Genomic DNA, 20528 nt, shown 5'->3' with positions numbered 1-20528 from the left:
ATACCGCGGTGCTGGCCTGGTGCGCATGGCGCACCCTAGGTAAAGCCTCCGTTATCCTGCGCGGCACCTGGGTACTAGCGCCGCTCCTGGAAGCCCTTGCCGTAGTGCCGCTCCAGCCGTGCCTGGATCAGCTCCAAACCAATCGACAGCAGCCAGTAGATAACGGCGGCAGTGGTCAGCAGCTCGATGTAGCGGTACGAGGAACGCCCATAGGACTGGGCCAGGAACATGATTTCCCATACCCCCATCACCGATACCAGCGAGGAGTCCTTGAGCATGGAGATGAACTGGTTGGTGGTGGGCGGCAGGATGGTGCGCATGGCCTGGGGCAGAACGATGCGCCAGAAGATCACGCTGCGCCGCATGCCCAGTGCCAACGCCGCCTCGCGCTGGCCGCGGGCGACACCGAGGATGCCCGCGCGGAAGATCTCGCTCAGGTAAGCGCCATAGTTCAGCGACAGGGCCAGGATGCCTGCCGTGATCGCTCCGGGCACCAGGCCTATTTGCGGTAGCCCCAGGTAGATCAGCAGGATCTGGATCAGCAGCGGTGTGCCGCGGAAGAACGAGGCATAGAAGGTCGCGATACCGAAGGCCACCGCGCTGGAGGACAGGCGTGCCAGCGCGGCGAGAAAGCCCAGCAGTACCGATACGACGATCGAGCAGACGCTGAGAAACAGGGTCAATGCGGCGCCCTGGAGGAAACCGTTGGGGCCCAGGTTGATGCCCACCAGGTTTGGCCACTTGTCGACGATCACCGAGAACTTCAGGTCGAAGGTCAGGAAGAACGCGACGCACAGGGCCAGCAACACGGCCCAGGTCAGGTACAGGCGTACGCGAAAACCGAAGAAACGTGGCAGAGCGGACAGGATGCCCGCCGCGAGGCGCGGCGGGCGGGGTGGTTGAGGGAAGGCGGTCATTGGCTGATATCGGCGCCGATCCATTTCTGCGAGATCTTCGCCAGGGTGCCGTCCTGCTTGAGTGCTGCGAATATCTCGACCAACCTGGCGTCCCATTCCGGGTCTCCTTTCTCGGTGGCCACGGCATTGGGTTCGCCATACAGCACCTCGCCGGTCACCTTGAAGCGGGGATCGGCAGCGATGCGCTCCTTGGCCGTCACCAGGTTGGTGACCATGGCGTCCAGGCGCACGCCAGCGCCGAGGGCGAGATCCTGGAAGGCAACGGTCTCGTTGTCGTAGGGCGCGATCTGCACCTGCTCGAAGGGGTAGTCGATCTTCTGGTCTTCGGCTCCTTCGATCAGCAGATCCTTGCGCAGGTAGCTCTCGTAGGTGGATGCCGTGATCACGCCCACTTTCTTGCCGTTCAGATCCTTGCCGCTGTGGATGCGCTCATCCTTGGCGTTGACCACGATGACAGCGGGCGAGGCATAGTAGTTGAGCGGAAAGTTGAAGACCTCGGCGCGCGCCTGGCTTGGCGTCATGGAGCAGATGCACACGTCATAGCGACCACCCCAGCGACCGGCAGCGATCACGTCCCAGGATGGCGTTTCCAGACGCAGCTTAACGCCCAGGCGCTCGGCTACGGCCTTGGCGATGTCCACATCGAAACCATCGAGCTGGTTCTGCTCGTTGAGAAAGGAGAAGGGCGGATAGTTTTCCATCAGTACGCCCACCACTTCGCCGCGCTGCTGCACGCGGTCGAGAACAGGGCCGGCGAGGGCGTTGGAGCAGGTGGTGATCAAGGCAATGCCCAGAGCGAGCAGACTACGTTTTTTCATTGCATCTCCGATGCGTATTGTGAGCTGGGTAAGAAATCAGGTGCGGTGGTTTAGGTGCTTGGCTAGGCGGTCGCCGCTGAACTGGATCAGGCTGACCAGCACCACTAGGGCGACGATCACGGTGAGCATCACCTGGCTGTCGAAGCGCTGGTAACCGTAGCGGTAGGCCAGGTCGCCGAGGCCACCTGCGCCGATGGCGCCGGCCATGGCCGAGGAATTGATCATGGTCACCAGGGTGATGGTGAAACCGCCGACGATGCCCGGCAGGGCCTCGGGCAGCAGCACGTGCCAGACGATGTGCCAGCGGCGGCAGCCCATGGCCTGGGCGGCTTCGATCAGACCGTGGTCGACCTCGCGCAGGCTGACTTCGGCGATGCGCGCGAAGAACGGCGTGGCGGCGATGGTCAGCGGCACCACCGCCGCCCAGACACCGTAGGTGGTGCCGACGATCAGGCGGGTGAAGGGAATCAGCGCCACCATCAGGATCAGAAAAGGGATCGAGCGGAACAGGTTGACGATGGCGCCGAGCACCTGGTTCAGCCGAGGCGCCTCGAAGATGCCACCCTTGCTGCTGGTGACCAGAAACACCGCCAGCGGGATGCCGGCCAGCAGTGCCAATAACGATGACACGCCGACCATCAGCAGGGTGTCGAGCAAACCTTGCCAGAGGCGATCAAGCAGCAGCGACATAACCCAGTACCTCCAGGTGATTGGCCAGTGGCCGTGCGTTGTCGAGCAGGGTGGGGTGAGCGAACGGCGATTGGCCGACGGCGAGAATCAGGTGGCCTACCGCATGGCCCTGGATCTGCTCGAGGCTGGCGTCGAGCAGTTTCACCCGGCCGCCGAGTGCCGCGCCGATGGCTGGCAGGTCAGGTTCCAGGCCGCTACCGGTGAAGTGCAGGCGCAGTATCAGCTCGTCGTCAGCGCGTTCATGCTCGCTGCGCAGGCGCTCTTGCAGGCGTGCCGGCAGGGCATGCTGCAACGGTGCGAGCAGGGTGCGCGTCACTTCGTGGCGGGGGGCGCCGAAGACGCGCCACACCGGCCCTTGCTCGACCACTTCGCCTTGTTCCAGCACCACCACGCGGTCGCAGATTTCGCGGATTACCGTCATTTCGTGGGTGATCAGCACCACGGTCAGGTTCAGGCGCTGGTTGATCTCACGCAGCAGGCCGAGGATCGATTGGGTGGTTTCCGGGTCGAGCGCGCTGGTGGCTTCGTCACAGAGCAATATCTGCGGGTCATGTACCAGGGCGCGGGCGATCCCCACGCGTTGTTTCTGCCCGCCGGAAAGCTGCGCCGGATAGGCCGCGTGCTTGTCCTGCAGGCCGACCAGTTCGAGCAGTTCGCGCACCTTGCGCTGGCGTGATTCGCGCGGCACACCGGCGACCTTCAGTGGCAGCTCGACGTTCTGCCACACGGTCTTGGCCGACATCAGGTTGAAGTGCTGGAAGATCATGCCGATGCGCCGACGCAGGGCGACCAGCTGATCTTCGTCATACAGCGCGATGTCGATGCCGTCGATCAGCACGCGGCCGCTGCTGGGCTGCTCCAGGCGGTTGATGGTGCGCAGCAGCGAGGACTTGCCCGCGCCGCTGCGCCCGATGATGCCGAACACTTCGCCGCGGGTGATCGCGAGGTCGATATCACGCAGCGCCTGCACCAGGCCACTGGCACCGTCGTAGGCCTTGCCCAGGTTGTCGAAGCGCAGGTGCGTGTCGACGGCCTGGCTGGCCTGTGCGGCCTGCTGCAGATGTGGGTCGAAGCCGCTCATGTCAGCTTTCCCAGCCTGGCTGGTAGAGCTTGCCGTGGGCCTTGTCCAGAGCGGCGCGCACGGCCGGCGAGTGCTGGTAGATGTCGATGAACTTGAGCAGGCGGGCGTCCTTGGCCTTGGCCGGCTGGGCGACGAACTGGATGATGTACTCGGGGTTGTCCAGGCCGTCGAACAGCAACGCCGACTCCGGGTCATGAGTGCCGGCCAGGCGAATGTAGTGCGGGTAGCCCTGGGCCACGTCCACTTCATCCAGGGCACGCACCAGTTGCACGGCTTCCAGCTCGATGATGCGGATGTTCTTCGGGTTGGCGGTGATGTCGTCCAGGGTGGCCTTGTAGCCGACGTCCGGCTTGAGCTCGATCAGCCCGGCCTTGCGCAGCAGTTGCAGGCCACGCCCGCCATTGATCGGGTCGTTGGCGATGGCCACCTTGGCGCCGTCCGGCAGGGTGGAGAAGTCCTTGTGCTTCTTCGAGTACAGGCCGACGTTGTTGAGCACGCCGCGCGCCACTGGCACCAGGTCGTAGCCACCTTCGGACTTGGCGTTTTCCAGGAAGGGAATGTGCTGGAAGTAGTTCACGTCGATGTCGCCATTGGCCAGGCTGACGTTGGGTGCGATCCAGTCGGTGAACTCGATCAGTTCGACTTCCAGGCCTTGCTTCTTCGCCTCGGCCACGGCCACTTCCAGCGGCGGCGCGAACGCGGCGGTGGTGCCGAGTTTCAGGGGCGGCTCGGCCTGGGCCAGGGTGCTGGCGGCGAGCAGGGTGCCGAGGGTCAGGGTTTTCAGGGTCTTGAGCATGATGGCGTCCTTGTAGGGGTTCAGAGCAGGCTCAGCGCGTTGCTGCTGAGGCCTCGCAGTTCGTGGGTGATGCTGTGCTGGTGCTCCAGGCGGGCGGGGTCGCGCCAGGCGGCACCGGGGTGATCGGATGGCAGGCGCGGGCCCTGGCCGAACAGCTTGTGGCGCAGGGCGCCGTCTGCGTAGGCGGTCTTGTAGCGGCCACGGCGTTGCAGCTCGGGAATCACCAGGTCGATGAAGTCGGCGTAACTTTCCGGGGTGACGATGCGGGTCAGGTTGAAGCCGTCCAGACCGGTGGCGTCGATCCAGGCGATCAGTTGTTCGGCCACTTGCTCCGGCGAGCCGACCACTAGCGGATAGCGGCCGCCGAGGGCGTGCTGCTCGAGCAGGCGGCGTTTGGTCCAGCCACTGAAGGTCTTGACCACCGACTCGATGGCGTTGGTCTTGCGCGGCTGGATTGGCTCATCCAGGTCGAAGGCGGCCAGATCGATGCCGGTGGAACTGGAAAAATGCGCGATGCCGGCTTCCGGGCTGGCGTAGCGCAGGTACTCGGCGTGCTTGTCGCGCGCTTCGGCTTCGGTCGGCGCGACGATCACGGCGATACCCATGAACACCTTGATGCCCTCGGCTGCGCGACCCGCCGCCACGGCGCTGGCGCGCACCTTGTCGACCTGGGCGCGTACTGCTGCATGGTCGTTGCCGCCGATGAACACGCACTCGGCATGCTCTCCGGCGAAGCGCAGGCCGCGTGGCGACGAGCCGGCCTGGAACAGCAGCGGCGTGCGCTGCGGCGATGGCTGGCTGAGGTGATAACCCTCGACCTGATAGAACTCGCCCTGGTGGCGCACCTTGTGCACCTTGCCGGGTTGCGCGTAGAGGCGTCGCTCGCGGTCGGCCAGCACGGCATCGTCCTGCCAACTGCCTTCGAGCAGCTTGTAGAGCACTTCCAGGTACTCGTCGGCCTGATCGTAGCGACGGTCGTGCTCGACCTGCTGTGGCTGGCCCATGGCCTTGGCTGCGCTGTCCAGATAACCGGTGACGATGTTCCAGCCGATGCGCCCTTGAGTGAGATGGTCGAGGGTCGATAGGCGTCGGGCGAAGGTGTAGGGCGCCTCGTAGCTGAGGTTGGCGGTCACGCCGAACCCCAGGTGTCGAGTCACGCCGGCCATGGCCGAGACCAGCAGCAGCGGGTCGTTGACCGGTAGTTGGATGGCCTCCTGCAGCGGCAGGTCGATGTTGTTCTGATAAACGTCGTAAACGCCGAGGATATCGGCGATGAACAGGCCGTCGAACAGTCCGCGTTCGAGCAACTGGGCCAGTTCCGTCCAGTAGCTCAACTGGTTGAAGTCCGTCGAGCGGTCGCGCGGGTGCGTCCACAGCCCGTGATGGATGTGCCCGATGCAGTTCATGTTGAAGGCGTTGAGGAGGATTTCCCGAGCCATCAGATGGTCCCCCGGCGCGGCGGCAGGCGCTCGTTGAGCACGTAGTCGCCGATGGCGTGGTACTTCCAGCGCACCGGGTCGTGCAGGGTGTGGGTGCGCGCGTTGCGCCAGTGGCGGTCGAGGCCGAACTCGGCCAGGGTGGCGCGGCTGCCGGACAGCTCCAGCAGCTTGCTGGCAATCAGCAGCGAGACTTCGGTGCTGATGGCGCGCGCTTCGGCCACGGCGATCGAGGCCGCGGCGACGCTGTGTTCATCTGGCGCAATCTGGGCGCGGTCGACGAATTCGCCAGCGCGCTCCAGCAGCGCTTCGCTGGCGTGCAGGCGAATCACCAGGCGACCGATTTCCTGCTGGGTCAGTGGATCGTCGCTGGCCTTGTCGATGCCGGCGTCGATCCAGGGGCGTGACTTGTGCCGGATGAACTGCAGCAGGTCTTCGTAGGCGGCGCGGGCGATGCCCGTGTCGATGGCCGCATGCAGCAACTGGGCGAACGGGCCGACGGTGGTCGGACGGTCGAAGGCGCTCTGAAACGGCACCACGTCGTCGGCGGCCACCGGCACGTTGTCGAGCAGCACCGAGCCACTGCCGGTGGTGCGCTGGCCGAAGCCGCTCCAGTCATCGATCACCTGCAGGCCGGCCGCCTGACGCGGGATGAAGGCCAGTTGGCCGCGGCCCTCATCGTCCACCGCGAGGGTGGGAATACGCTGCGCATAGAGCGCGCCGGTGGCGTAGAACTTGCGTCCGTTGACGCGATAGTGCTCGCCATCGCGGCTCAGCCGCGTGTTGCGATCCAGCGCCGTCTTGGTGCCGAGTTCGGCCAGGGCATTGCCGTAGCGTCGCCCGGCCAGCACTTCGCCGTAGAGGCGGCGTTGCTGGGCTTCGCTGCCGTTGATGCGCAGCACTTCCAGGGCATAGAAGTGGTTTTGCGGAATCTGCCCGAGCGAGGCATCGGCCTGGGCAATACGGGCGATGACCTTGGCCAGGGTGACACTGGAGACACCCGCGCCGCCAAAGGCCTTGGGTACGCTGATGGCCCACAGGCCGGAGTGGCTGAACAGTTCCAGCTCGCTGTGTGGCAGGCGCCGTTCGCGGTCGCGTTCGGCGCTGCCGGGGCTCAGTACCTGGGCCAGGGCTTCGGCCACGCCGAGGGCTTCGGCGTCGCTGCGAATCAGCGCCACCGTGTTGGTCAGAGGTGCGTTCATGGCTCAGATCCAGGAATGGCGGGCAGGGTGACGTTGGTTCAGGTGCCACGCGCCGACGGCGTGGTACTTCCAGCGCACCGGGTCGTGCAGGGTGTGGGTGCGCGCGTTGCGCCAGTGACGGTCGAGACCGAACTCGGCCAGGGTGGCGCGGCTGCCGGCCAGTTCCAGCAGCTTCTCGCTGGCAGTCAGCGAGATCTCGGTGGTGAGCGCCTTGGCTTCGGCCACCGCGATGGAGGCACGGGCGGCGGCGTCGGCATCGATGGGGGCGGCGGCGACTTCGTCGAGCACGCGCCCGGCCTTGTGCAGCAGCGCTTCGGCGGCGTGCAGTTCGACCTGCAGGCGGCCAACATCGGCGATCACGTAGGGGTCGTCACCGGCACGCTCGACCTTGGCATCGAGCCACGGCCGTGCCTTGTCGCGGACGAAGGCGACGGCATCACGCAGGGCGCCATCGGCGATGCCGAGGTCGATCGCGGCCTGGATCAGTTGCGAGAAGGCGCCCTGGATGCTCGGTTTGTCGGCCAGCGGCCAGAGTGGAATCAGGTTGTTCTCGTCGACCTCCACCTCGTTGAGCAGCACGGTGCCGCTGGCGGTGGTGCGCTGACCGAAGCCGGACCAGTCGTTGACGACACGCAGCCCCGGGCGCCCGCGCTGGATGAAGGCCAGCCACGGCCGGCCCTGTTCATCCAGCGCCTTGCTGGCGATCCAGTGGGCGAAGAGGGCGCCGGTGGAGTAGAACTTCTCGCCGCTGAACAGCCAGCGACCGTCGCGTTTCACCAGTCGCGCCTGGATGTCCAGGGTGTGCTTGCTGCCCCGTTCGGGGCCGCCGTTGCCGATGCGCGCGCCTGCCAGCACGCTGGCGAACAGGCGCTGTTGTTGCTCGGGGCTGGCGCCGGCCTGCAACAGGCCGAGGAGGCCGAACTGGTTCTGCGGAATCTGCCCCAGGGCCGGGTCGACCGCGGAGATGATGCGAAATACCTCGGCGATGGTCACGTAGGATAGCTGCGGGCCACCGAAGGCGCGCGGCACGGCGATACTGCCAAGGCCGCTGGCGGTGAACCGTTCCACCAGCTCCCAGGGCAGGCGGCGTTCGCGGTCGCGCAGGATGACTTCTGTCTGCGCCGCTTCTGCCAGGGCATGTGCGGCCTGCAGGGCTTCGGCGTCAGTGCTGAGAACGGCGGCGGGGTGTAGCGCTGGGGCGACGTCCTGGTCGCTGTCCTCAAGGGTAATCGGACTGGTCATGCAAACCTCATCTTGTGGATGTGCCGCAACGGCACCGGGATGAGGGCGCAACGGAGCGGTGGAAATATCGAGGCTCCGGTGGTCCGGTCTTTATACCCTATGGGATTTAAAGAATTGAGTTAAATACGATTTTTGAATATCGATGTGCCGGGAAGTTGGGTGGCAAATGGCCGCTGGCAGGAGGGCTGCGTGCCGCTTGGCGAGCAGTGCTGTTGCGCACACGCTGCTGGCAGCGTCCGCTGCGCTCAGCCTGCGATCTCACCATTGCGAATGGCAGTGCGGATGGCCTGCGCTGTCGTCGTCACGCCAAGGCGACGGCGCGCCGAGCGCAGATGGTTTTCCACGGTGCGCTCCGACAGGCCGAGGGTCGTCGCGATATCCGCCTGACGCCGGCCAGCAGCTGTCCAGGCCAGCACTTCGCGCTCTCGCGGCGTGAGCTTGCCGAGGCTGTCGTCCATGGGCGCTTCGAGCAGCCTGCGAGCGCAGAAGAACGCCGCGCTGGCGAGCAAACCGAGCCCCATGCGTACCCGTGGCGAACTATCAACCTGCATGCCGCCGAGACTCATGGCGCCTTCCAGCCCCCGTGGACCGAACACCGGAACCTGCAAACCCTGGACGCCGACACCTCTGGGCGTGCGAACCACGCGGTAGCGTTCGCCGTCCTGCTCCTGCACCTTGATCCAGAAGAAGGCATCGCGCGCATCGAGCAGGTGGCGCGTGACCGGGCAGCGCCGCATGTAGATTTCGGCATCGACGGCTTGCCCGTCACCGAACCAGTTGCCTTCCACCCAATGAATGCGCTCGATGATTTCTTCGCTCGCCGCCGAGGCGGAAAACAGCACGAAGCGATCATAGCCATGGGGGTTGGCGAAACCGCGCACGGCCGCTTTGATCGCTTCCAGGCTTTGCGCCGCCTCGATGTCGAGCACGGCGCGCATGGCTGCCTCGGCTGGCGAGTCCTTCATTTCGCCGCGACCGCTTGCAGCAGTGCTGCCGCAGCCAGCTTGCCCAGGTTGTTGCCGGCCAGCGGGCTGTCGCCGGTCAGCAGTTTGCGATCCTGGTGCGTCGCACCGGAGATGTCCTGGTTGACGATCTCTACGCCCAGTGCCTGCAGGCGTTCGCCGAACTTCCAGGTCAGGTGGCCCGGCATGTAGCCGATGTCGGGCGTCTTGGCGTCGAGGGCATCAGGAAATGCGCAGATGCGGTAGCCGTTGAAGGGGTAGTTACCTGCCGACTCACCCACGCCGGCCGCCAGAAGTGCCGCTGGGCCGTGGCACAGGGAAATGATGAATTTGTCGTTGGCGACCGCCCACTGCAGCACTTCTTTCACCTCCGTGCTTTCGGGCAGCCCGATCAGGGCACCGTGACCGCCGGGGATGAATACGCCGATGTAGTCGGAGTCCTCGCCCAGTGCTTTTGCTATGACGTCGGCCAGCTTGAGTGGGCGTTTGAAGCGGTCGCGGTATTTGCCATACAGGCCCTGTACCTCGCTGTCTTCGGATGGCATGGCCCAGAATTCGAATTTCACCGGGTTGCCGGAGAGGGTGGCGACATCGAAGGTGAAACCGGCCTTGTCGAGGTGATACATGGGCAGCAGGGTTTCCACCGGGTGGTTGCCAGTGGAGAACATCGTGCCGTTGTCGGTCAGCAAATAACGCTCGTCGGCGCCGATCAGCAGGATCTTCCAGCGTCCGCCCTGGTACGGGCTGGGATAGTCGGCGCCGCTGAGATCGGATTTCGCCGAGGTGAACTGGCTGAGCGAGTAGGGCGACGGGAAGAAGGCGTTGTCTTCTGCCGGATCGGGAGTGGGGCGCTTGTCGTCGGTCTGCGAGATGGTCATGGGGTTCTCCTTCGAATCAGACGTTTGGTGACGTCCAGGCTAGTAGTGCGGCCTGTGTCCAGCAATGAGGGATTTCCCTCAAGGCTATCGACCGTTCCCCCCAGCAGTGCCAGCGATCAGATCGAGCGCTGATTGACCCGAGCTGAAAGTTGCTCCGCGCTTTCCTTGCGCTCGGAGTAGCGATCCACGAGCATGTCCTGGTGTCCACGCAGCAGGACGGTGAATTTCAACAGTTCTTCCATGACGTCGACCAGCCGGTCGTAGTAAGGCGAAGGTTTCATGCGGCCGGCCTCGTCGAACTCCATGAAGGCCTTGGGCACCGAGGACTGGTTGGGTATGGTGAACATGCGCATCCAGCGACCGAGCACGCGCAGCTGGTTGACCACGTTGAACGACTGCGAGCCACCGCATACCTGCATCACTGCCAGCGTCTTGCCCTGAGTGGGACGCACCGCACCAAGTGCCAGCGGGATCCAGTCGATTTGCGCCTTGAACACCGCCGACATGGCGCCGTGGCGTTCCGGCGAGCACCAGACCTGGCCTTCCGACCACTGCACCAGCTCACGCAGTTCCTGCACCTTGGGATGCTCTACGGGGGCGTCGTCCGGCAATGGCAGGCCCGATGGATCGAAGATGCGTGTCTGCGCACCGAAGTGTTCGAGCAGGCGCGCCGCTTCTTCGACCAGCAGGCGGCTGAACGAGCGTTCGCGGGTCGACCCGTGGAGCAGCAGGATGCGCGGCGCGTCACCACCGGGCACCAGCGCAGCTGGGCTGGCGTCGAACAGGGACAGATCGAGGTTGGGGAGCGTGTCGGTCATGGTGTTTCCTGCTTTCAGAGTGTGCCGATGCGGTCGAGCTCGCGCTGCAGCGTGTCGCGGTCGAGGGTGGCGAAGGGCAGGGCGAGGAAGGCCCGGCAACGTCGCTCGATCTGTGCCAGCGTGTCGTGGAAGGCGGCGTCCACGGCGGCTTCGTCTCCGGCCGCTTCGGAAGGATCCAGCAGGCCCCAGTGGGCCTTCAGGGCCGGCCCGAAGTACACCGGGCAAGTTTCGCCCGCAGCCTTGTCGCACACGGTGATGACGATGTCCGGCGGGTTGTCGGCGAAGGCGTCGTTGCCCTTGCTGCTCAGACCATCGGTGGCGATGCCGGCCTGTTCCAGTGTGCTCAGGCTGCGTGGCAGTACCTGGCCCTTGGGAAAGCTGCCGGCGCTGATCGCCTCGAAGCCTGCTGGCGCCAAGTGGTTGAACAGGGCTTCGGAAAGAATGCTACGGCAACTGTTGGCCGTGCACATGAACAAAACTCGCATGGGGGCTCCTGCCGCTCGCTGGCGGGGGTCAGAGGCTCAGGCGCAAGGCCAGGGCCGAGAGGGTGATGAGGAGAACCGGTGCGGTCAGCACAATGCCGACCCGGAAGTAGTAGCCCCAGGTGATGCGCATGCCCTTGCGGGCCAGCACGTGCAGCCAGAGCAGGGTGGCCAGGCTGCCGATGGGGGTGATCTTCGGGCCGAGGTCGCAGCCGATGACATTGGCGTAGATCATCGCTTCGCGGATCACACCCTCGGCACCGCTGGCCTGGATCGATAGTGCTCCGATCAGCACGCTGGGCATGTTGTTCATCACCGAGGAGAGCAGGGCCGAGAGCAGGCCGGTGCCGAGGGCCGCCGTCCACAAGCCCTGCTGCGCAAGGCCGTCGAGCACCTGCGTGAGCAGGTCGGTCAGACCGGCATTCTTCAGGCCGTAGACCACCAGGTACATACCGAGGGAGAACACCACCACCTGCCATGGCGCTTCACGCAGCACCCGCCGGGTGGCGATGCGCTGGCCACGGGCGGCGACGACGAACAGCAGCAGCGCGCAGACGGCGGCCACCGCACTGACGGGAATGCCGAGCGGCTCCAGGGCGAAAAGCCCGAGTAGCAGGCCGAGCAGTGTCCACCCACCCACCACGAACGTGGCACGGTCGCGGATGGCCGAGGCCGGTTCCGGCAACGCGTCGAGGGCGTATTGCGCCGGCAGGTCGCGGCGGAAGAACAGGAACAGCACGAGCAGCGTCGCGGCGACGCTGGCCAGGTTCACCGGCACCATCACCGCAGCATATTCGGCGAAACCGAGACCGAAATAGTCGGCCGAGACGATGTTGACCAGGTTGGATACCACCAATGGCAGGCTGGCAGTGTCGGCGATGAAGCCGGCAGCCATGACGAAAGCCAGGGTGGTGGCCGCCGAGAAGCGCAAGCGAACCAGCATGGCCATGACGATGGGCGTGAGGATCAGCGCCGCACCATCGTTGGCGAACAGTGCGGAGACGGCGGCGCCGAGCAGCACGCAGAAGCAGAACAACCGATGGCCACTGCCGTTGGCCCAGCGCGCCACGTGCAGGGCGGCCCATTCGAAGAAACCAGCCTCGTCCAGCAGCAGGCTGATGATGATGACGGCGATGAAGGTAGCGGTAGCGTTCCAGACGATGCTCCATACCAGCGGGATGTCGTGCAGCGACACTGCGCCGACGGCCAGGGCGATCAGCGCGCCGATGCTGGCGCTCCAGCCAACACCGAGCCCCCTGGGTTGCCAGATGACCAGCACGAGGGTGAACACGAACACGGCAGCGGCAATCAGCATTGGAGAGGTTACTCGGTAGGGTCAGCAGCAGGACTGGGTGCGAACGGGGCGGCCATCCATGTGTTGCAGGCGGGAGGCGTTGCTGGCGAGCCACTCCGTGTTGGCCGTGAGCGTCACCTGGAGCAGCTCGGCTACCCAGGCGGGCAACTGCGGGTTCAGGCGGTAATACACCCATTGGCCCTGGCGGCGGTCGAGCAGCAGGCCGCTGCTGCGCAGCTGGGCGAGGTGACGGCTGATCTTCGGCTGGCTGTCGTCAAGGGCGCACATCAGCTCGCACACGCAGAGTTCGCCGAACTGGGCGATGAGCAGGGTGGCGCGGGCACGGGTTTCGTCGGCCAGGCTCTTGAACACATCGGTCGGAGTGATCATGGGCGTGAAGTCATATATGTGGGATTTCGAATATATGGAAATCCATATGTTCATGGCAAGGCAAAACCGCTGTGCACCTCGGGCTTGGCATGCGCAGGTGGCATGACGAATAATTCTCGGCCCACCGTATCCCGCCAGCAGAGACCGCCATGAGCGCCACGCTACCGCCCCTCGTCCTGTCCATTCAGTCGCATGTCGCCTGGGGCCATGTCGGCAATGCCGCGGCGGTTTTCCCGTTGCAACGGCTGGGCTTCGAGGTGTTGCCGATTCACACCGTGCAGTTCTCCAACCACACCGGCTACGGGCAATTTCGTGGCCAGGTGTTCGGCGCCGAGCATGTGCGCGAAGTGCTGCTGGGGCTGCGTGAGCGTGGTGTGCTGCCACGCCTTTCCGCGGTGCTTTCCGGTTACCTCGGCGACGCCGACACGGGGCGAGTGATTCTCGAGGCGGTGGGCGAGATTCGTCAGCACAACCCGGCGCTGCGTTACCTCTGCGATCCGGTGATGGGCGACGTGGGGCGCGGCGTGTTCGTCAATCCGGCGATTCCCGATTTCCTGCGCGATCAGGCAATTCCTTTCGCCAATATCATCACGCCCAACCAGTTCGAGTTCGAACTGCTCACAGGCTCGAAGCCAGCCAATCTGCAGGAGGCGGTGAAGGTCGCCCGGCAGTTGCGTGGTCGCGGCCCGGAGGTGGTGATCGTCACCAGTCTGGCGACGCCGGATATCCCTGAAAGCGAGCTGGGTACGTTGGCGGTGAATGGCGAGGGTGCCTGGTTGGTGACCACGCCGCGTCTGGCTCTGCATCCGTTGCCCAACGGCATGGGCGATGTGTTCTCGGCGACCCTGCTCGGTCGCCTGCTGGCTGGGCAGGCACTGCCGCAGGCGCTGGAGCTGGCCACGGCAACGCTCTACGCGCTGGTCGAGCAGACCGCAGACGGCGCGCGTGACCTGCCGTTGGTGACTGCGCAGGAGCAGATCGTCGCGCCGGGTAAGCGCTTCGTGGCGAAAGCATTGGCCTGAACCGGCGTTCATCGGAATCAGGGTGATTTCAAGGTGATATCACTCTATTCTGCTCCACATTCGGTCGCTCCTTGCTCTCGTGACCGTTTCTACGGATGGATTTTGACCTTTATCCCAGCAGGCCATCCTCACCGTAGACCGTCTTCATGTCGTTTCATCGACTCTTTGCCTGGTTCGTGGCCACCGCGCTGTGCGTCACTGCCAATCTGTCGTTTGCCGAACAGATCAGCGGGCAGCTGCAGATCAGCCTGACCATTCTCAAGCGTTGCGAGATTGCTGCTCGAAGCGATGCGGCTGGCGTGTACCTGTCCGCGCATGACTGTGAGCACGCGGCCTATCGTCTGCAGGATCCGAACGGACGCACCTTGCCATTGGCGCCGAATGCAGAGGCGACATCGTTGACGGTGCAGTCCGTCGATGATGCCGGCTCGACGCTGGTGATCTACTGGTAAGGCCTCAGTAACTGATGATCAGCAGCACATTGTCGGTGTAGACGCCGACCGGTGCGTTGCTCTGCGTGGGATCGAGGATCGCCTGGTAGGTGAAGCTCTGCGAGTTGCCCGTGCCGCTGGCCGTCAGCGGCGAGGCGGCGTTCCAGATCAGGCTGCTGGAGCTGTAGTAGAGGTTGTAGCGGATGAACTGGCCGGCACCATTGTTCAGTCGCCGCCAGGGCGCCTGATAGTTTTGCCCATTGTCGAAGCTCAGCGTGTAGCCCTCGGTATTGGTGCAGGTGACGGCGAAGGTGCGCTGCTGCGCGCTGAACTGGCTGATCAGGGCGTTGGCGCCGAAGTCGACGTTGGGCAGCGTGTCGATGCGGCAGGCCTTGCTGACTACCAGAGTGATGGTCACGGTGGCGAGCGAACCGGTGCCCCAGTTGGTCGGGGCGCCACAGATCACCACACAGTTCTGCGTCAGCCCCGGGCTGCGATCCCAGGCACAGACGTTGAGTGCGCCGACGGTGCAGATCGCCCAATCCCAGCGCAAGGTGACGGTGGCGGTGTAGGTGCCGGCCGGTACATTGGGCCCAGGGTTGGTGCGGAAGAACAGGCCAATGGCGGTGGAGCTGCCACCCAGGGCCAGCAGATTGATCGCGCTCAGTTGTTGCGGCTGGCCACTCACCAGTGCCTGGCTGTAACCGGAGTCCTGGTAGACCTGAAAGGGAATCTGATTGCCCTGGCCGTCTTGCAGGGCCAGGCTTCCGGTGTTCTGCAGCGTCACCCTGACGTATGCACCGGCCAGTACCTGAAGCACTCCGGGGCAGGACAGGCCAGAGCCGGCGCCGGCTTGCTGGGGGACGGTGCGCAGGGTCAGGGAGTTGGCGTTGCCCAGATTGACCACGCCTCCCGTATAGGTGTTGCACGCGTAGGCCGGCACACTGGCCAACGCAGCACCGAGCAGCAGGGTGAGGATCAGCCCGCGAGTCATGGCGAGGCGTCCTGTTTCAGGCAGGTCAGGGGGCCGACCACGGCCATTTCCACGGCGCTCTCATCCAGCATGAAGCGACTGCTGCACTGGCTGCCCTCGGGCAGGAACGCCTGCAACTGGTTGTCCTGAGCCAGTCCTTCGAGATACAGCTGGCCATCCCAGCCGATGTAGGTGCGTTGACCGCTGGGGCGATGCAGAACCTGGGTGCCGCGTGGCAGCGGCTGTCCCTGGTCGTCGACCAACTGGATGCTGGCGGACAGACTCATGGTCATGGGGAAGGCGAGCAGTGCGCCGCTGCCCTGATGCACGGCGATGCGCTTCTGGGTTTCGGACAATTGCAGGTTGCTCGGCAGATCCAGCAGGTCGACTTCGTACTGGCCCGGGTAGTAGGACGGCACCCAGGGCACCAGCAGGTAACCCGCTGAATCGGTGCGGCCGAGCAGTTGGTGTTCGTAGCGCACGGGCACGTCGGCATAGCCTTCGGTACTGACCAGCACGAACGCGTCGTCGATCCGGTTGCTGGCGAACATCTGGCCTTGCATGGCCACCAGCGAGCCGCTGACACCGCCCCATTGCGTGGTGATACCGTCGTTTTCGTAAACGCCTGCCTGCACTTGGGCATGCTGGGTGCGCCAGGTCAGGTCGGCCTGACGGTATTCGCTGTCGCCGCTGGCATAGCCGAGGTTCCAACCCAGGCCACCATCGCTGGGTGGGTTGCGGCTGAAGTTGGCGCGCACCCGTTGATTGCCGTTGCTGTCGCGCTCCACGCCCGTGGCCAGCGTGGAGTACAGGTCGAAGGGAATGACCAACTGAGCCTGAATGGCGTGCGAGCCGTCGTCCAGTTGGCGGTTCAAGGATACGAAGAAGCTGCTGTTGCCCCATAGGCTGCGAGACCAGGAGAGGTTGAGCAGACGGGTTCGGCTGCCGTTGTGTTCTTCATTGGCGAAGTAGCCGATACCGAAGGAGCCAAATCTCTCGGGGCTGAAGCTGAAAGTCAGTTGATCCTGGGTCTTGCTCAGCGGGCCGCCGGCCAAATCGCTGTCCAGGGCGTGTGCGACGCTGAGGTCGGCATAGTCCGAAGTGCGCTGGATACGTTGCGCAGTGATGCCGAAGCGCCGCGCGTAGTAGCTGTAACCAAGGCTGTATTGCTGGCCGTTACCGATACCGCTGCTCTGGCTGACCGAGCCGGTCAGCGTACCCATGAGGCCGAGTCCGACGGTGGCGCCAACGCCAGCCTGCCTGAGACCTGCACCGGCTTCGGCATGGCTTTCCAGGGTGAGGCTGTCGGTCAGGCCGTAGCGTAGGCTGCCGCTGCCCACCAGGCGACCATAGGAAAAATCGTCCACGCCATAGTTACGGCGCAACTTGCCGGCCGACAGGGAAAAGTCCGAAAGGCCCTGACGCAGGAGAGTGTCGGTCACGTAGAACGGCACCGTGGTGGACACCTGGCGCCCCAGCACGTCGGTGGTCACCAGCGTCGCTGTGCCGGCGCCGCTGATGTAAGGCACGGTGTTGAGGGTGAAGGGGCCGGGGCGCAGATCCTGCTGGCCGATGCGGGCATTGTCGATGAACAGATCCACGGTGCTGGGCACGGCGGCATCGCCATCGAAACGCGGCAGGGGGTAGGTGATCAGATCCGGACGCAGCGAGAAATCGCGCGAAATCTGCACCCCGCCCACGCGCACCGCGCTGTTCCAGGTCAGCGCGCCGGTGATCAGGTCGCCGCCGCTGAGGCTGAGCATGCGTTGCTGGTCGTTGAAGCGCCAGGTGGTGTCGTAACGGGTGTAGCCATCGCGATAGCCCGGCCCGGAGAAGCTGTAGCGATGGACGCCGGTGTTGGAAATCATGCCGAAACCGTCGAACACCCGCTGTTCCAGCCAGGTATTGGCGTAATGGCCGGCGTTCTCGGTGTGGTTGTAGTAGAGGTCATAGTTGAACAGGGCGCCGAGTGCGCTCTGCGCTTCCATCGCCTCGCTCAGGCCGCTGGGGCCGAAGCGCTGATGCGGCAACCATTCGCTGGGCAGGGTGAGCAGCAGGCGCTGGCTGTCTTGCTGATACTCGCTGCGCAGGGCATCGATCTTATCCAGTGCGACCCAGGGCGTTGTCTCCGAGGGCAAGCGTACACCCGCAGCGAGCAAATCGTCGCGTTGGGCGAACAGCCTGCCCTGATGCTCTCTCACTTCCACCACCTTGCCGCTGGGCAGTTCATTGACGATCAACTCCAGGTAAAGCAACTGGGCCTCGGCGAACTGCTGTGCATCATCGCCATGGGCTGAGCGGCCTGACAGCAGCGCGGCCAGGAACAGCAACGCCAGCGACCTACTCAGAGGCCAGCGTCTGCGTTTGTCGGCTTTCGTTGATGCGCGCCTGCACCCGGCCGCTGCGCACGCCTGCTGGCAATGGCCAGCGCATCTGCGCGCCAGGCAGCACATACCCGAGAAGCCCTTCGGCCAGTGGCTGCTTGCCGCTGTCGCGCAAGAGATCGACCTGGGACAACCGGGCCGGAGCGGGGCCGAGGTTGCGCAGGTTGAGGAAGATGCCATCGCTGCCTTCGACGACGCGGTAGCGTAGATCGGGAGCCAGTGGCTGGCCCTGGCCTGGCGCTTCTCGCGCGCCGTCATCCAGATAGGCCCCAGGCCCGACCACGAACAAGGGTACCGAGTAGCGCATCTGGAACTGCACGCCCACTTGTGATGGGCGCGGTTGCGGCGGCAGTACCTCGTCGACCAGTACACGGTAGGTGCGCAGTGTGCCGGCGCTCGGCGGCTCTAGATTGACCAGCCTGACCAGTTGCCGCTTGCCCGGCTGCAGCGTTGCCATCGGCGGGCTGCCCACCACTTGCTTCTGCGGCGTCAGGCGATCTTCGAAGCCCTCCTGTTCCCAGGCCAGCACGCGAACCTGCAAATCCACCGGCTCCTGCCCACGGTTTTCCAGCCACAGCGCGGCGGACTTCTGTCGATCCGCTTCGATCAGCGGGTTGATCGGCCAGATCAGGATGGAGCTGGCGGCTTGCGTGGCCAGGCTGGCCAACGATGCGGCCAGGCTCAGGCAGCAGGCGAAGAGGGTGTGTGTCCTCATGGCTCAATAACTCACGGTCACGGTGATGGTGTCGGTGTAGATGCCGGCTGACGGCAGCGGGCTGACACTGAACAGGCGGGCATAGACCGTGTAGGTCTGCGTGGCGCCGCCAACGGGAAAGTTGATGCTCATGCGCGTGCCACCGTTGCTGCCATCGCCCCAGACGATGTTGCGTGCAGCGTCCTGGTACAGCTGGTAGCGCAGGCGCTCCGCACCACGTGCGAGGTAGCGTCCGCCACCGACGCTGCTGGCATTGAGGCCGGCATTGAACGCAATCGTGACAGCGGTACCTGGGGAACATTGCAGCACGATGGAGCCATTGCCCGGTGTGCTGGCGGTGTCCAGGTTGCTTGGCAGGGTGCTGATCTGGCCGAACGAAATGCTGCCGAACGAGGTGGCGTCGCTGCCACCGGCGCCGAGCAAACACCCCGGCACGATTTCCGCGCGTACCTGGAAGCTCTGGCTGACGATCAGGTCGTTGATGCCCGTGTCGCCCTGAGCAGGCAAGGTGTGCATGGCCAGGACGCTCAGGCAGAACAGGCTGGAAACCCCGAGTGACTGGCTCCGGCACGGCATCACCAACTCACCGTGACGGTCAGCGTGTCGCTGTAGCTACCGGGCGGTGGTGCGCTCTGCGCCGGCACACGGGCATAGATCGGTAGCCACTGATCCTGGCCATTGCCGACGGCGCTGACCCCCGTGCTGTTGTCCCAGACGGTGACGTAGTCTGCGCCAGTGTAGAGGTTGTAGGTGAGCACGGCCGAGCTGGGGCCGACCATCTGCCGAGTGTTGGTGGTTCCGCTGTAGCCAGCATTGATCAGCACGCGGTAGGGGATGCTCTGCTGGCAATTGACGCGTAGGGCGCCTGCTCCCGGCTGGCCGACGCGGGTGAGCAGGTTGTCGAGCCTGAGGTGGGTGCCGAAATCCAGCGTACCGAAGCTGATACCCGAGCCACTGCTGCTACCTGCCTGGCAGGCCGGCAACACCTCGACGTTCAGGCCGATGGTGGCGGTCTTGTCGACCGCCGGCAGAGCTGCCGGAGTCAGCAGGAGTAGAAGGGCGATCAGGCGCGGCATGACGATTCTTCCCTGGCGAGTTCGAGACCCTCTTGGTGATGCGAGTGGTGATTACCAGGCGATGGTGACCTGTACGGTATCCGTGTAGGTGCCTGGGCTGGGGGTGGTTTGTGCCGGGACTCGGCCGTAGACGATCACTTCTTCGCTGTTGCCCGTGCCGGTACCCGAGAGCACCGTGCCTGTGGCTCCGCCATCGCCCCACGCCAGGGTTCGGCCGCTGTTCTGATACAGGTTGTAAGCGACGTAGGCGCCTGAGTTGATCATGCGTCGTTGACCGCCCGTGGCGTTCTGCCCGGCGTTGAGCGCGATGCTGTAGGCCGTGCCGAGGCTGCATTGCAAGCCGAATGAACTGCCGCCGGCACTGCCGAAGGAGCGTCCGTCGATCAGGTTGGCGAGGTCGTTGTAGTTGCCGAAGGACAGTGAACCGAAGGTGTTGCTGCTAGCGCCTGCGGTGCCGTTGGTCACGGTACAGCCGGTGCCGATGGTGATCTGGACGTTCAGTTGACCCTGCAACTGGCCTGCTGAGAAAGCCGGTGTGGCAGCGAGAGAAAAAGCCAGAACAGCGGTTCTCATGACGGACTTCATAGGTCGAGTCCCTTCGAATTGGAGTTGCTTGGACGATAGTCCAGCCCATTCTTCTGCTCAAAAAACGTGCAGCCGATGCCCAGGAAGTCGAGATTTCATCCTGACAATTTAAGTGTCTGATTGATCAGAAAAAAACTGGCTATGTAAGAAATGACTGAAAACTATATGAGGTCATTTCTTACAGTCTTTTCAGACAATCTCTTTTCCTTACGGAAGGCGCTGCGGAGTTTTGCGGCTCGCTCACAGCTGGATGACACCGGCAACACTGGTGTGCCACTCACGCATCACCACGGTCTTGCCGGCGGCAGAGAGCTGGCGGATCAGCAGGTCGAGGAC

The 20528-nt window shown here is 64.4% G+C and carries 22 protein-coding genes; 2 read left to right on the top strand and 20 right to left on the bottom strand.

Annotated elements, in window-relative coordinates:
- Positions 1-74: 74 nt before the first annotated feature.
- The 14 genes from C7A17_RS25375 to C7A17_RS25310 all read right to left on the bottom strand — a co-directional run bounded on the left by C7A17_RS25375 (position 75) and on the right by C7A17_RS25310 (position 13006).
- A complete protein-coding gene (locus tag C7A17_RS25375) occupies positions 75-917 on the bottom strand; it encodes an amino acid ABC transporter permease (protein ID WP_106742048.1) in 843 nt (280 codons plus the stop codon).
- Complete coding sequence (locus C7A17_RS25370) at positions 914-1735, bottom strand: transporter substrate-binding domain-containing protein (RefSeq protein ID WP_106742046.1); 822 nt, start codon at positions 1733-1735, stop codon at positions 914-916. The genes C7A17_RS25375 and C7A17_RS25370 overlap by 4 nt, the downstream gene beginning before the upstream one ends.
- A 36-nt stretch (positions 1736-1771) precedes the next feature.
- Positions 1772-2419, bottom strand: a complete 648-nt coding sequence (locus C7A17_RS25365) for a methionine ABC transporter permease (protein WP_106743178.1) — start codon at positions 2417-2419, stop codon at positions 1772-1774.
- Positions 2409-3506: a methionine ABC transporter ATP-binding protein gene (locus C7A17_RS25360; RefSeq protein WP_106742043.1), complete on the bottom strand. Its 1098-nt coding sequence runs from the start codon at positions 3504-3506 to the stop codon at positions 2409-2411. Before C7A17_RS25360 ends, C7A17_RS25365 begins: the two co-directional genes overlap by 11 nt.
- Position 3507: 1 nt before the next feature.
- Positions 3508-4302, bottom strand: a complete 795-nt coding sequence (locus C7A17_RS25355; protein WP_106742041.1) for a MetQ/NlpA family ABC transporter substrate-binding protein — start codon at positions 4300-4302, stop codon at positions 3508-3510.
- A gap of 20 nt (positions 4303-4322) precedes the next feature.
- Positions 4323-5741 (bottom strand): LLM class flavin-dependent oxidoreductase, encoded by a 1419-nt coding sequence (locus tag C7A17_RS25350; RefSeq protein WP_106742039.1) that lies wholly within the window; start codon positions 5739-5741, stop codon positions 4323-4325.
- A complete protein-coding gene (locus C7A17_RS25345; protein ID WP_106742036.1) occupies positions 5741-6940 on the bottom strand; it encodes an SfnB family sulfur acquisition oxidoreductase in 1200 nt (399 codons plus the stop codon). The genes C7A17_RS25350 and C7A17_RS25345 overlap by 1 nt, the downstream gene beginning before the upstream one ends.
- A gap of 3 nt (positions 6941-6943) precedes the next feature.
- Positions 6944-8182 (bottom strand): SfnB family sulfur acquisition oxidoreductase, encoded by a 1239-nt coding sequence (locus tag C7A17_RS25340; RefSeq protein WP_106742033.1) that lies wholly within the window; start codon positions 8180-8182, stop codon positions 6944-6946.
- Positions 8183-8427: 245 nt separating this feature from the next.
- Positions 8428-9147 (bottom strand): PA1136 family autoinducer-binding transcriptional regulator, encoded by a 720-nt coding sequence (locus C7A17_RS25335; protein ID WP_106742030.1) that lies wholly within the window; start codon positions 9145-9147, stop codon positions 8428-8430.
- Entirely contained in the window at positions 9144-10022 is an 879-nt protein-coding gene (hchA, locus tag C7A17_RS25330; protein ID WP_106742028.1) for a glyoxalase III HchA, read from the bottom strand. Before hchA ends, C7A17_RS25335 begins: the two co-directional genes overlap by 4 nt.
- 116 nt (positions 10023-10138) lie before the next feature.
- Positions 10139-10840 carry an arsenical resistance protein ArsH gene (gene arsH, locus C7A17_RS25325; protein ID WP_106742025.1) on the bottom strand — a complete coding sequence of 234 codons (702 nt, stop codon included), beginning with the start codon at positions 10838-10840 and terminating at the stop codon, positions 10139-10141.
- Positions 10841-10854: 14 nt separating this feature from the next.
- A complete protein-coding gene (locus tag C7A17_RS25320) occupies positions 10855-11325 on the bottom strand; it encodes an arsenate reductase ArsC (RefSeq protein WP_106742022.1) in 471 nt (156 codons plus the stop codon).
- 28 nt (positions 11326-11353) lie between these two features.
- On the bottom strand, positions 11354-12637 hold the full coding sequence (locus C7A17_RS25315; protein ID WP_106742019.1) for an arsenic transporter: 1284 nt from the start codon (positions 12635-12637) through the stop codon (positions 11354-11356).
- Between the two features lie 21 nt (positions 12638-12658).
- Positions 12659-13006: a metalloregulator ArsR/SmtB family transcription factor gene (locus C7A17_RS25310; RefSeq protein WP_106742016.1), complete on the bottom strand. Its 348-nt coding sequence runs from the start codon at positions 13004-13006 to the stop codon at positions 12659-12661.
- A gap of 149 nt (positions 13007-13155) precedes the next feature.
- Here C7A17_RS25310 and pdxY point away from each other — a divergent pair, with 149 nt between their 5' ends.
- Entirely contained in the window at positions 13156-14028 is an 873-nt protein-coding gene (gene pdxY, locus C7A17_RS25305) for a pyridoxal kinase PdxY (RefSeq protein ID WP_106742014.1), read from the top strand.
- A gap of 146 nt (positions 14029-14174) precedes the next feature.
- Positions 14175-14480, top strand: coding sequence for a hypothetical protein (locus tag C7A17_RS25300; RefSeq protein ID WP_106742012.1), 306 nt, complete (start codon positions 14175-14177; stop codon positions 14478-14480).
- 4 nt (positions 14481-14484) lie between these two features.
- Here the strand turns inward: C7A17_RS25300 and C7A17_RS25295 are convergent, their stop codons facing one another.
- The 6 genes from C7A17_RS25295 to C7A17_RS25270 are packed head-to-tail and all read right to left on the bottom strand — an operon-like array spanning position 14485 to position 20192.
- A complete protein-coding gene (locus C7A17_RS25295; protein ID WP_106742009.1) occupies positions 14485-15453 on the bottom strand; it encodes a Csu type fimbrial protein in 969 nt (322 codons plus the stop codon).
- Positions 15450-17762, bottom strand: coding sequence for a fimbria/pilus outer membrane usher protein (locus C7A17_RS25290; RefSeq protein ID WP_234035857.1), 2313 nt, complete (start codon positions 17760-17762; stop codon positions 15450-15452). Before C7A17_RS25290 ends, C7A17_RS25295 begins: the two co-directional genes overlap by 4 nt.
- Before the next feature lie 10 nt (positions 17763-17772).
- Positions 17773-18531 carry a fimbrial biogenesis chaperone gene (locus C7A17_RS25285; protein WP_106742007.1) on the bottom strand — a complete coding sequence of 253 codons (759 nt, stop codon included), beginning with the start codon at positions 18529-18531 and terminating at the stop codon, positions 17773-17775.
- Positions 18532-18534: 3 nt separating this feature from the next.
- Positions 18535-19107, bottom strand: coding sequence for a Csu type fimbrial protein (locus C7A17_RS25280; protein ID WP_106742005.1), 573 nt, complete (start codon positions 19105-19107; stop codon positions 18535-18537).
- A complete protein-coding gene (locus C7A17_RS25275) occupies positions 19107-19607 on the bottom strand; it encodes a Csu type fimbrial protein (RefSeq protein WP_106742003.1) in 501 nt (166 codons plus the stop codon). The genes C7A17_RS25280 and C7A17_RS25275 overlap by 1 nt, the downstream gene beginning before the upstream one ends.
- A 51-nt stretch (positions 19608-19658) precedes the next feature.
- The gene (locus C7A17_RS25270) at positions 19659-20192 is read right to left on the bottom strand and encodes a Csu type fimbrial protein (protein WP_170965098.1); all 534 of its coding nucleotides are present in this window, start codon (positions 20190-20192) and stop codon (positions 19659-19661) included.
- Positions 20193-20528 lie beyond the last annotated feature (336 nt).

Source organism: Pseudomonas mendocina, assembly GCF_003008615.1.
GTDB lineage: Bacteria > Pseudomonadota > Gammaproteobacteria > Pseudomonadales > Pseudomonadaceae > Aquipseudomonas > Aquipseudomonas mendocina_C.
The sequence above is the reverse complement of the archived record's forward strand: the minus strand, read 5'-3'. Positions and strand labels throughout refer to the sequence as shown.

What these genes read in the sequence shown, in the direction of transcription:
- C7A17_RS25340 (WP_106742033.1), bottom strand. Translation starts at nt 8,182, where the DNA reads ATGACCAGTCCGATTACCCTTGAGGACAGCGACCAGGACGTCGCCCCA.
- pdxY (WP_106742014.1), top strand. Translation starts at nt 13,156, where the DNA reads ATGAGCGCCACGCTACCGCCCCTCGTCCTGTCCATTCAGTCGCATGTC.
- C7A17_RS25355 (WP_106742041.1), bottom strand. Translation starts at nt 4,302, where the DNA reads ATGCTCAAGACCCTGAAAACCCTGACCCTCGGCACCCTGCTCGCCGCC.
- C7A17_RS25280 (WP_106742005.1), bottom strand. Translation starts at nt 19,107, where the DNA reads ATGCCGTGCCGGAGCCAGTCACTCGGGGTTTCCAGCCTGTTCTGCCTG.
- C7A17_RS25275 (WP_106742003.1), bottom strand. Translation starts at nt 19,607, where the DNA reads ATGCCGCGCCTGATCGCCCTTCTACTCCTGCTGACTCCGGCAGCTCTG.
- C7A17_RS25360 (WP_106742043.1), bottom strand. Translation starts at nt 3,506, where the DNA reads ATGAGCGGCTTCGACCCACATCTGCAGCAGGCCGCACAGGCCAGCCAG.
- hchA (WP_106742028.1), bottom strand. Translation starts at nt 10,022, where the DNA reads ATGACCATCTCGCAGACCGACGACAAGCGCCCCACTCCCGATCCGGCA.
- C7A17_RS25315 (WP_106742019.1), bottom strand. Translation starts at nt 12,637, where the DNA reads ATGCTGATTGCCGCTGCCGTGTTCGTGTTCACCCTCGTGCTGGTCATC.
- C7A17_RS25310 (WP_106742016.1), bottom strand. Translation starts at nt 13,006, where the DNA reads ATGATCACTCCGACCGATGTGTTCAAGAGCCTGGCCGACGAAACCCGT.
- C7A17_RS25370 (WP_106742046.1), bottom strand. Translation starts at nt 1,735, where the DNA reads ATGAAAAAACGTAGTCTGCTCGCTCTGGGCATTGCCTTGATCACCACC.
- C7A17_RS25375 (WP_106742048.1), bottom strand. Translation starts at nt 917, where the DNA reads ATGACCGCCTTCCCTCAACCACCCCGCCCGCCGCGCCTCGCGGCGGGC.
- C7A17_RS25335 (WP_106742030.1), bottom strand. Translation starts at nt 9,147, where the DNA reads ATGAAGGACTCGCCAGCCGAGGCAGCCATGCGCGCCGTGCTCGACATC.
- C7A17_RS25300 (WP_106742012.1), top strand. Translation starts at nt 14,175, where the DNA reads ATGTCGTTTCATCGACTCTTTGCCTGGTTCGTGGCCACCGCGCTGTGC.
- C7A17_RS25270 (WP_170965098.1), bottom strand. Translation starts at nt 20,192, where the DNA reads ATGAAGTCCGTCATGAGAACCGCTGTTCTGGCTTTTTCTCTCGCTGCC.
- C7A17_RS25350 (WP_106742039.1), bottom strand. Translation starts at nt 5,741, where the DNA reads ATGGCTCGGGAAATCCTCCTCAACGCCTTCAACATGAACTGCATCGGG.
- C7A17_RS25285 (WP_106742007.1), bottom strand. Translation starts at nt 18,531, where the DNA reads ATGAGGACACACACCCTCTTCGCCTGCTGCCTGAGCCTGGCCGCATCG.
- arsH (WP_106742025.1), bottom strand. Translation starts at nt 10,840, where the DNA reads ATGACCGACACGCTCCCCAACCTCGATCTGTCCCTGTTCGACGCCAGC.
- C7A17_RS25295 (WP_106742009.1), bottom strand. Translation starts at nt 15,453, where the DNA reads ATGACTCGCGGGCTGATCCTCACCCTGCTGCTCGGTGCTGCGTTGGCC.
- C7A17_RS25320 (WP_106742022.1), bottom strand. Translation starts at nt 11,325, where the DNA reads ATGCGAGTTTTGTTCATGTGCACGGCCAACAGTTGCCGTAGCATTCTT.
- C7A17_RS25345 (WP_106742036.1), bottom strand. Translation starts at nt 6,940, where the DNA reads ATGAACGCACCTCTGACCAACACGGTGGCGCTGATTCGCAGCGACGCC.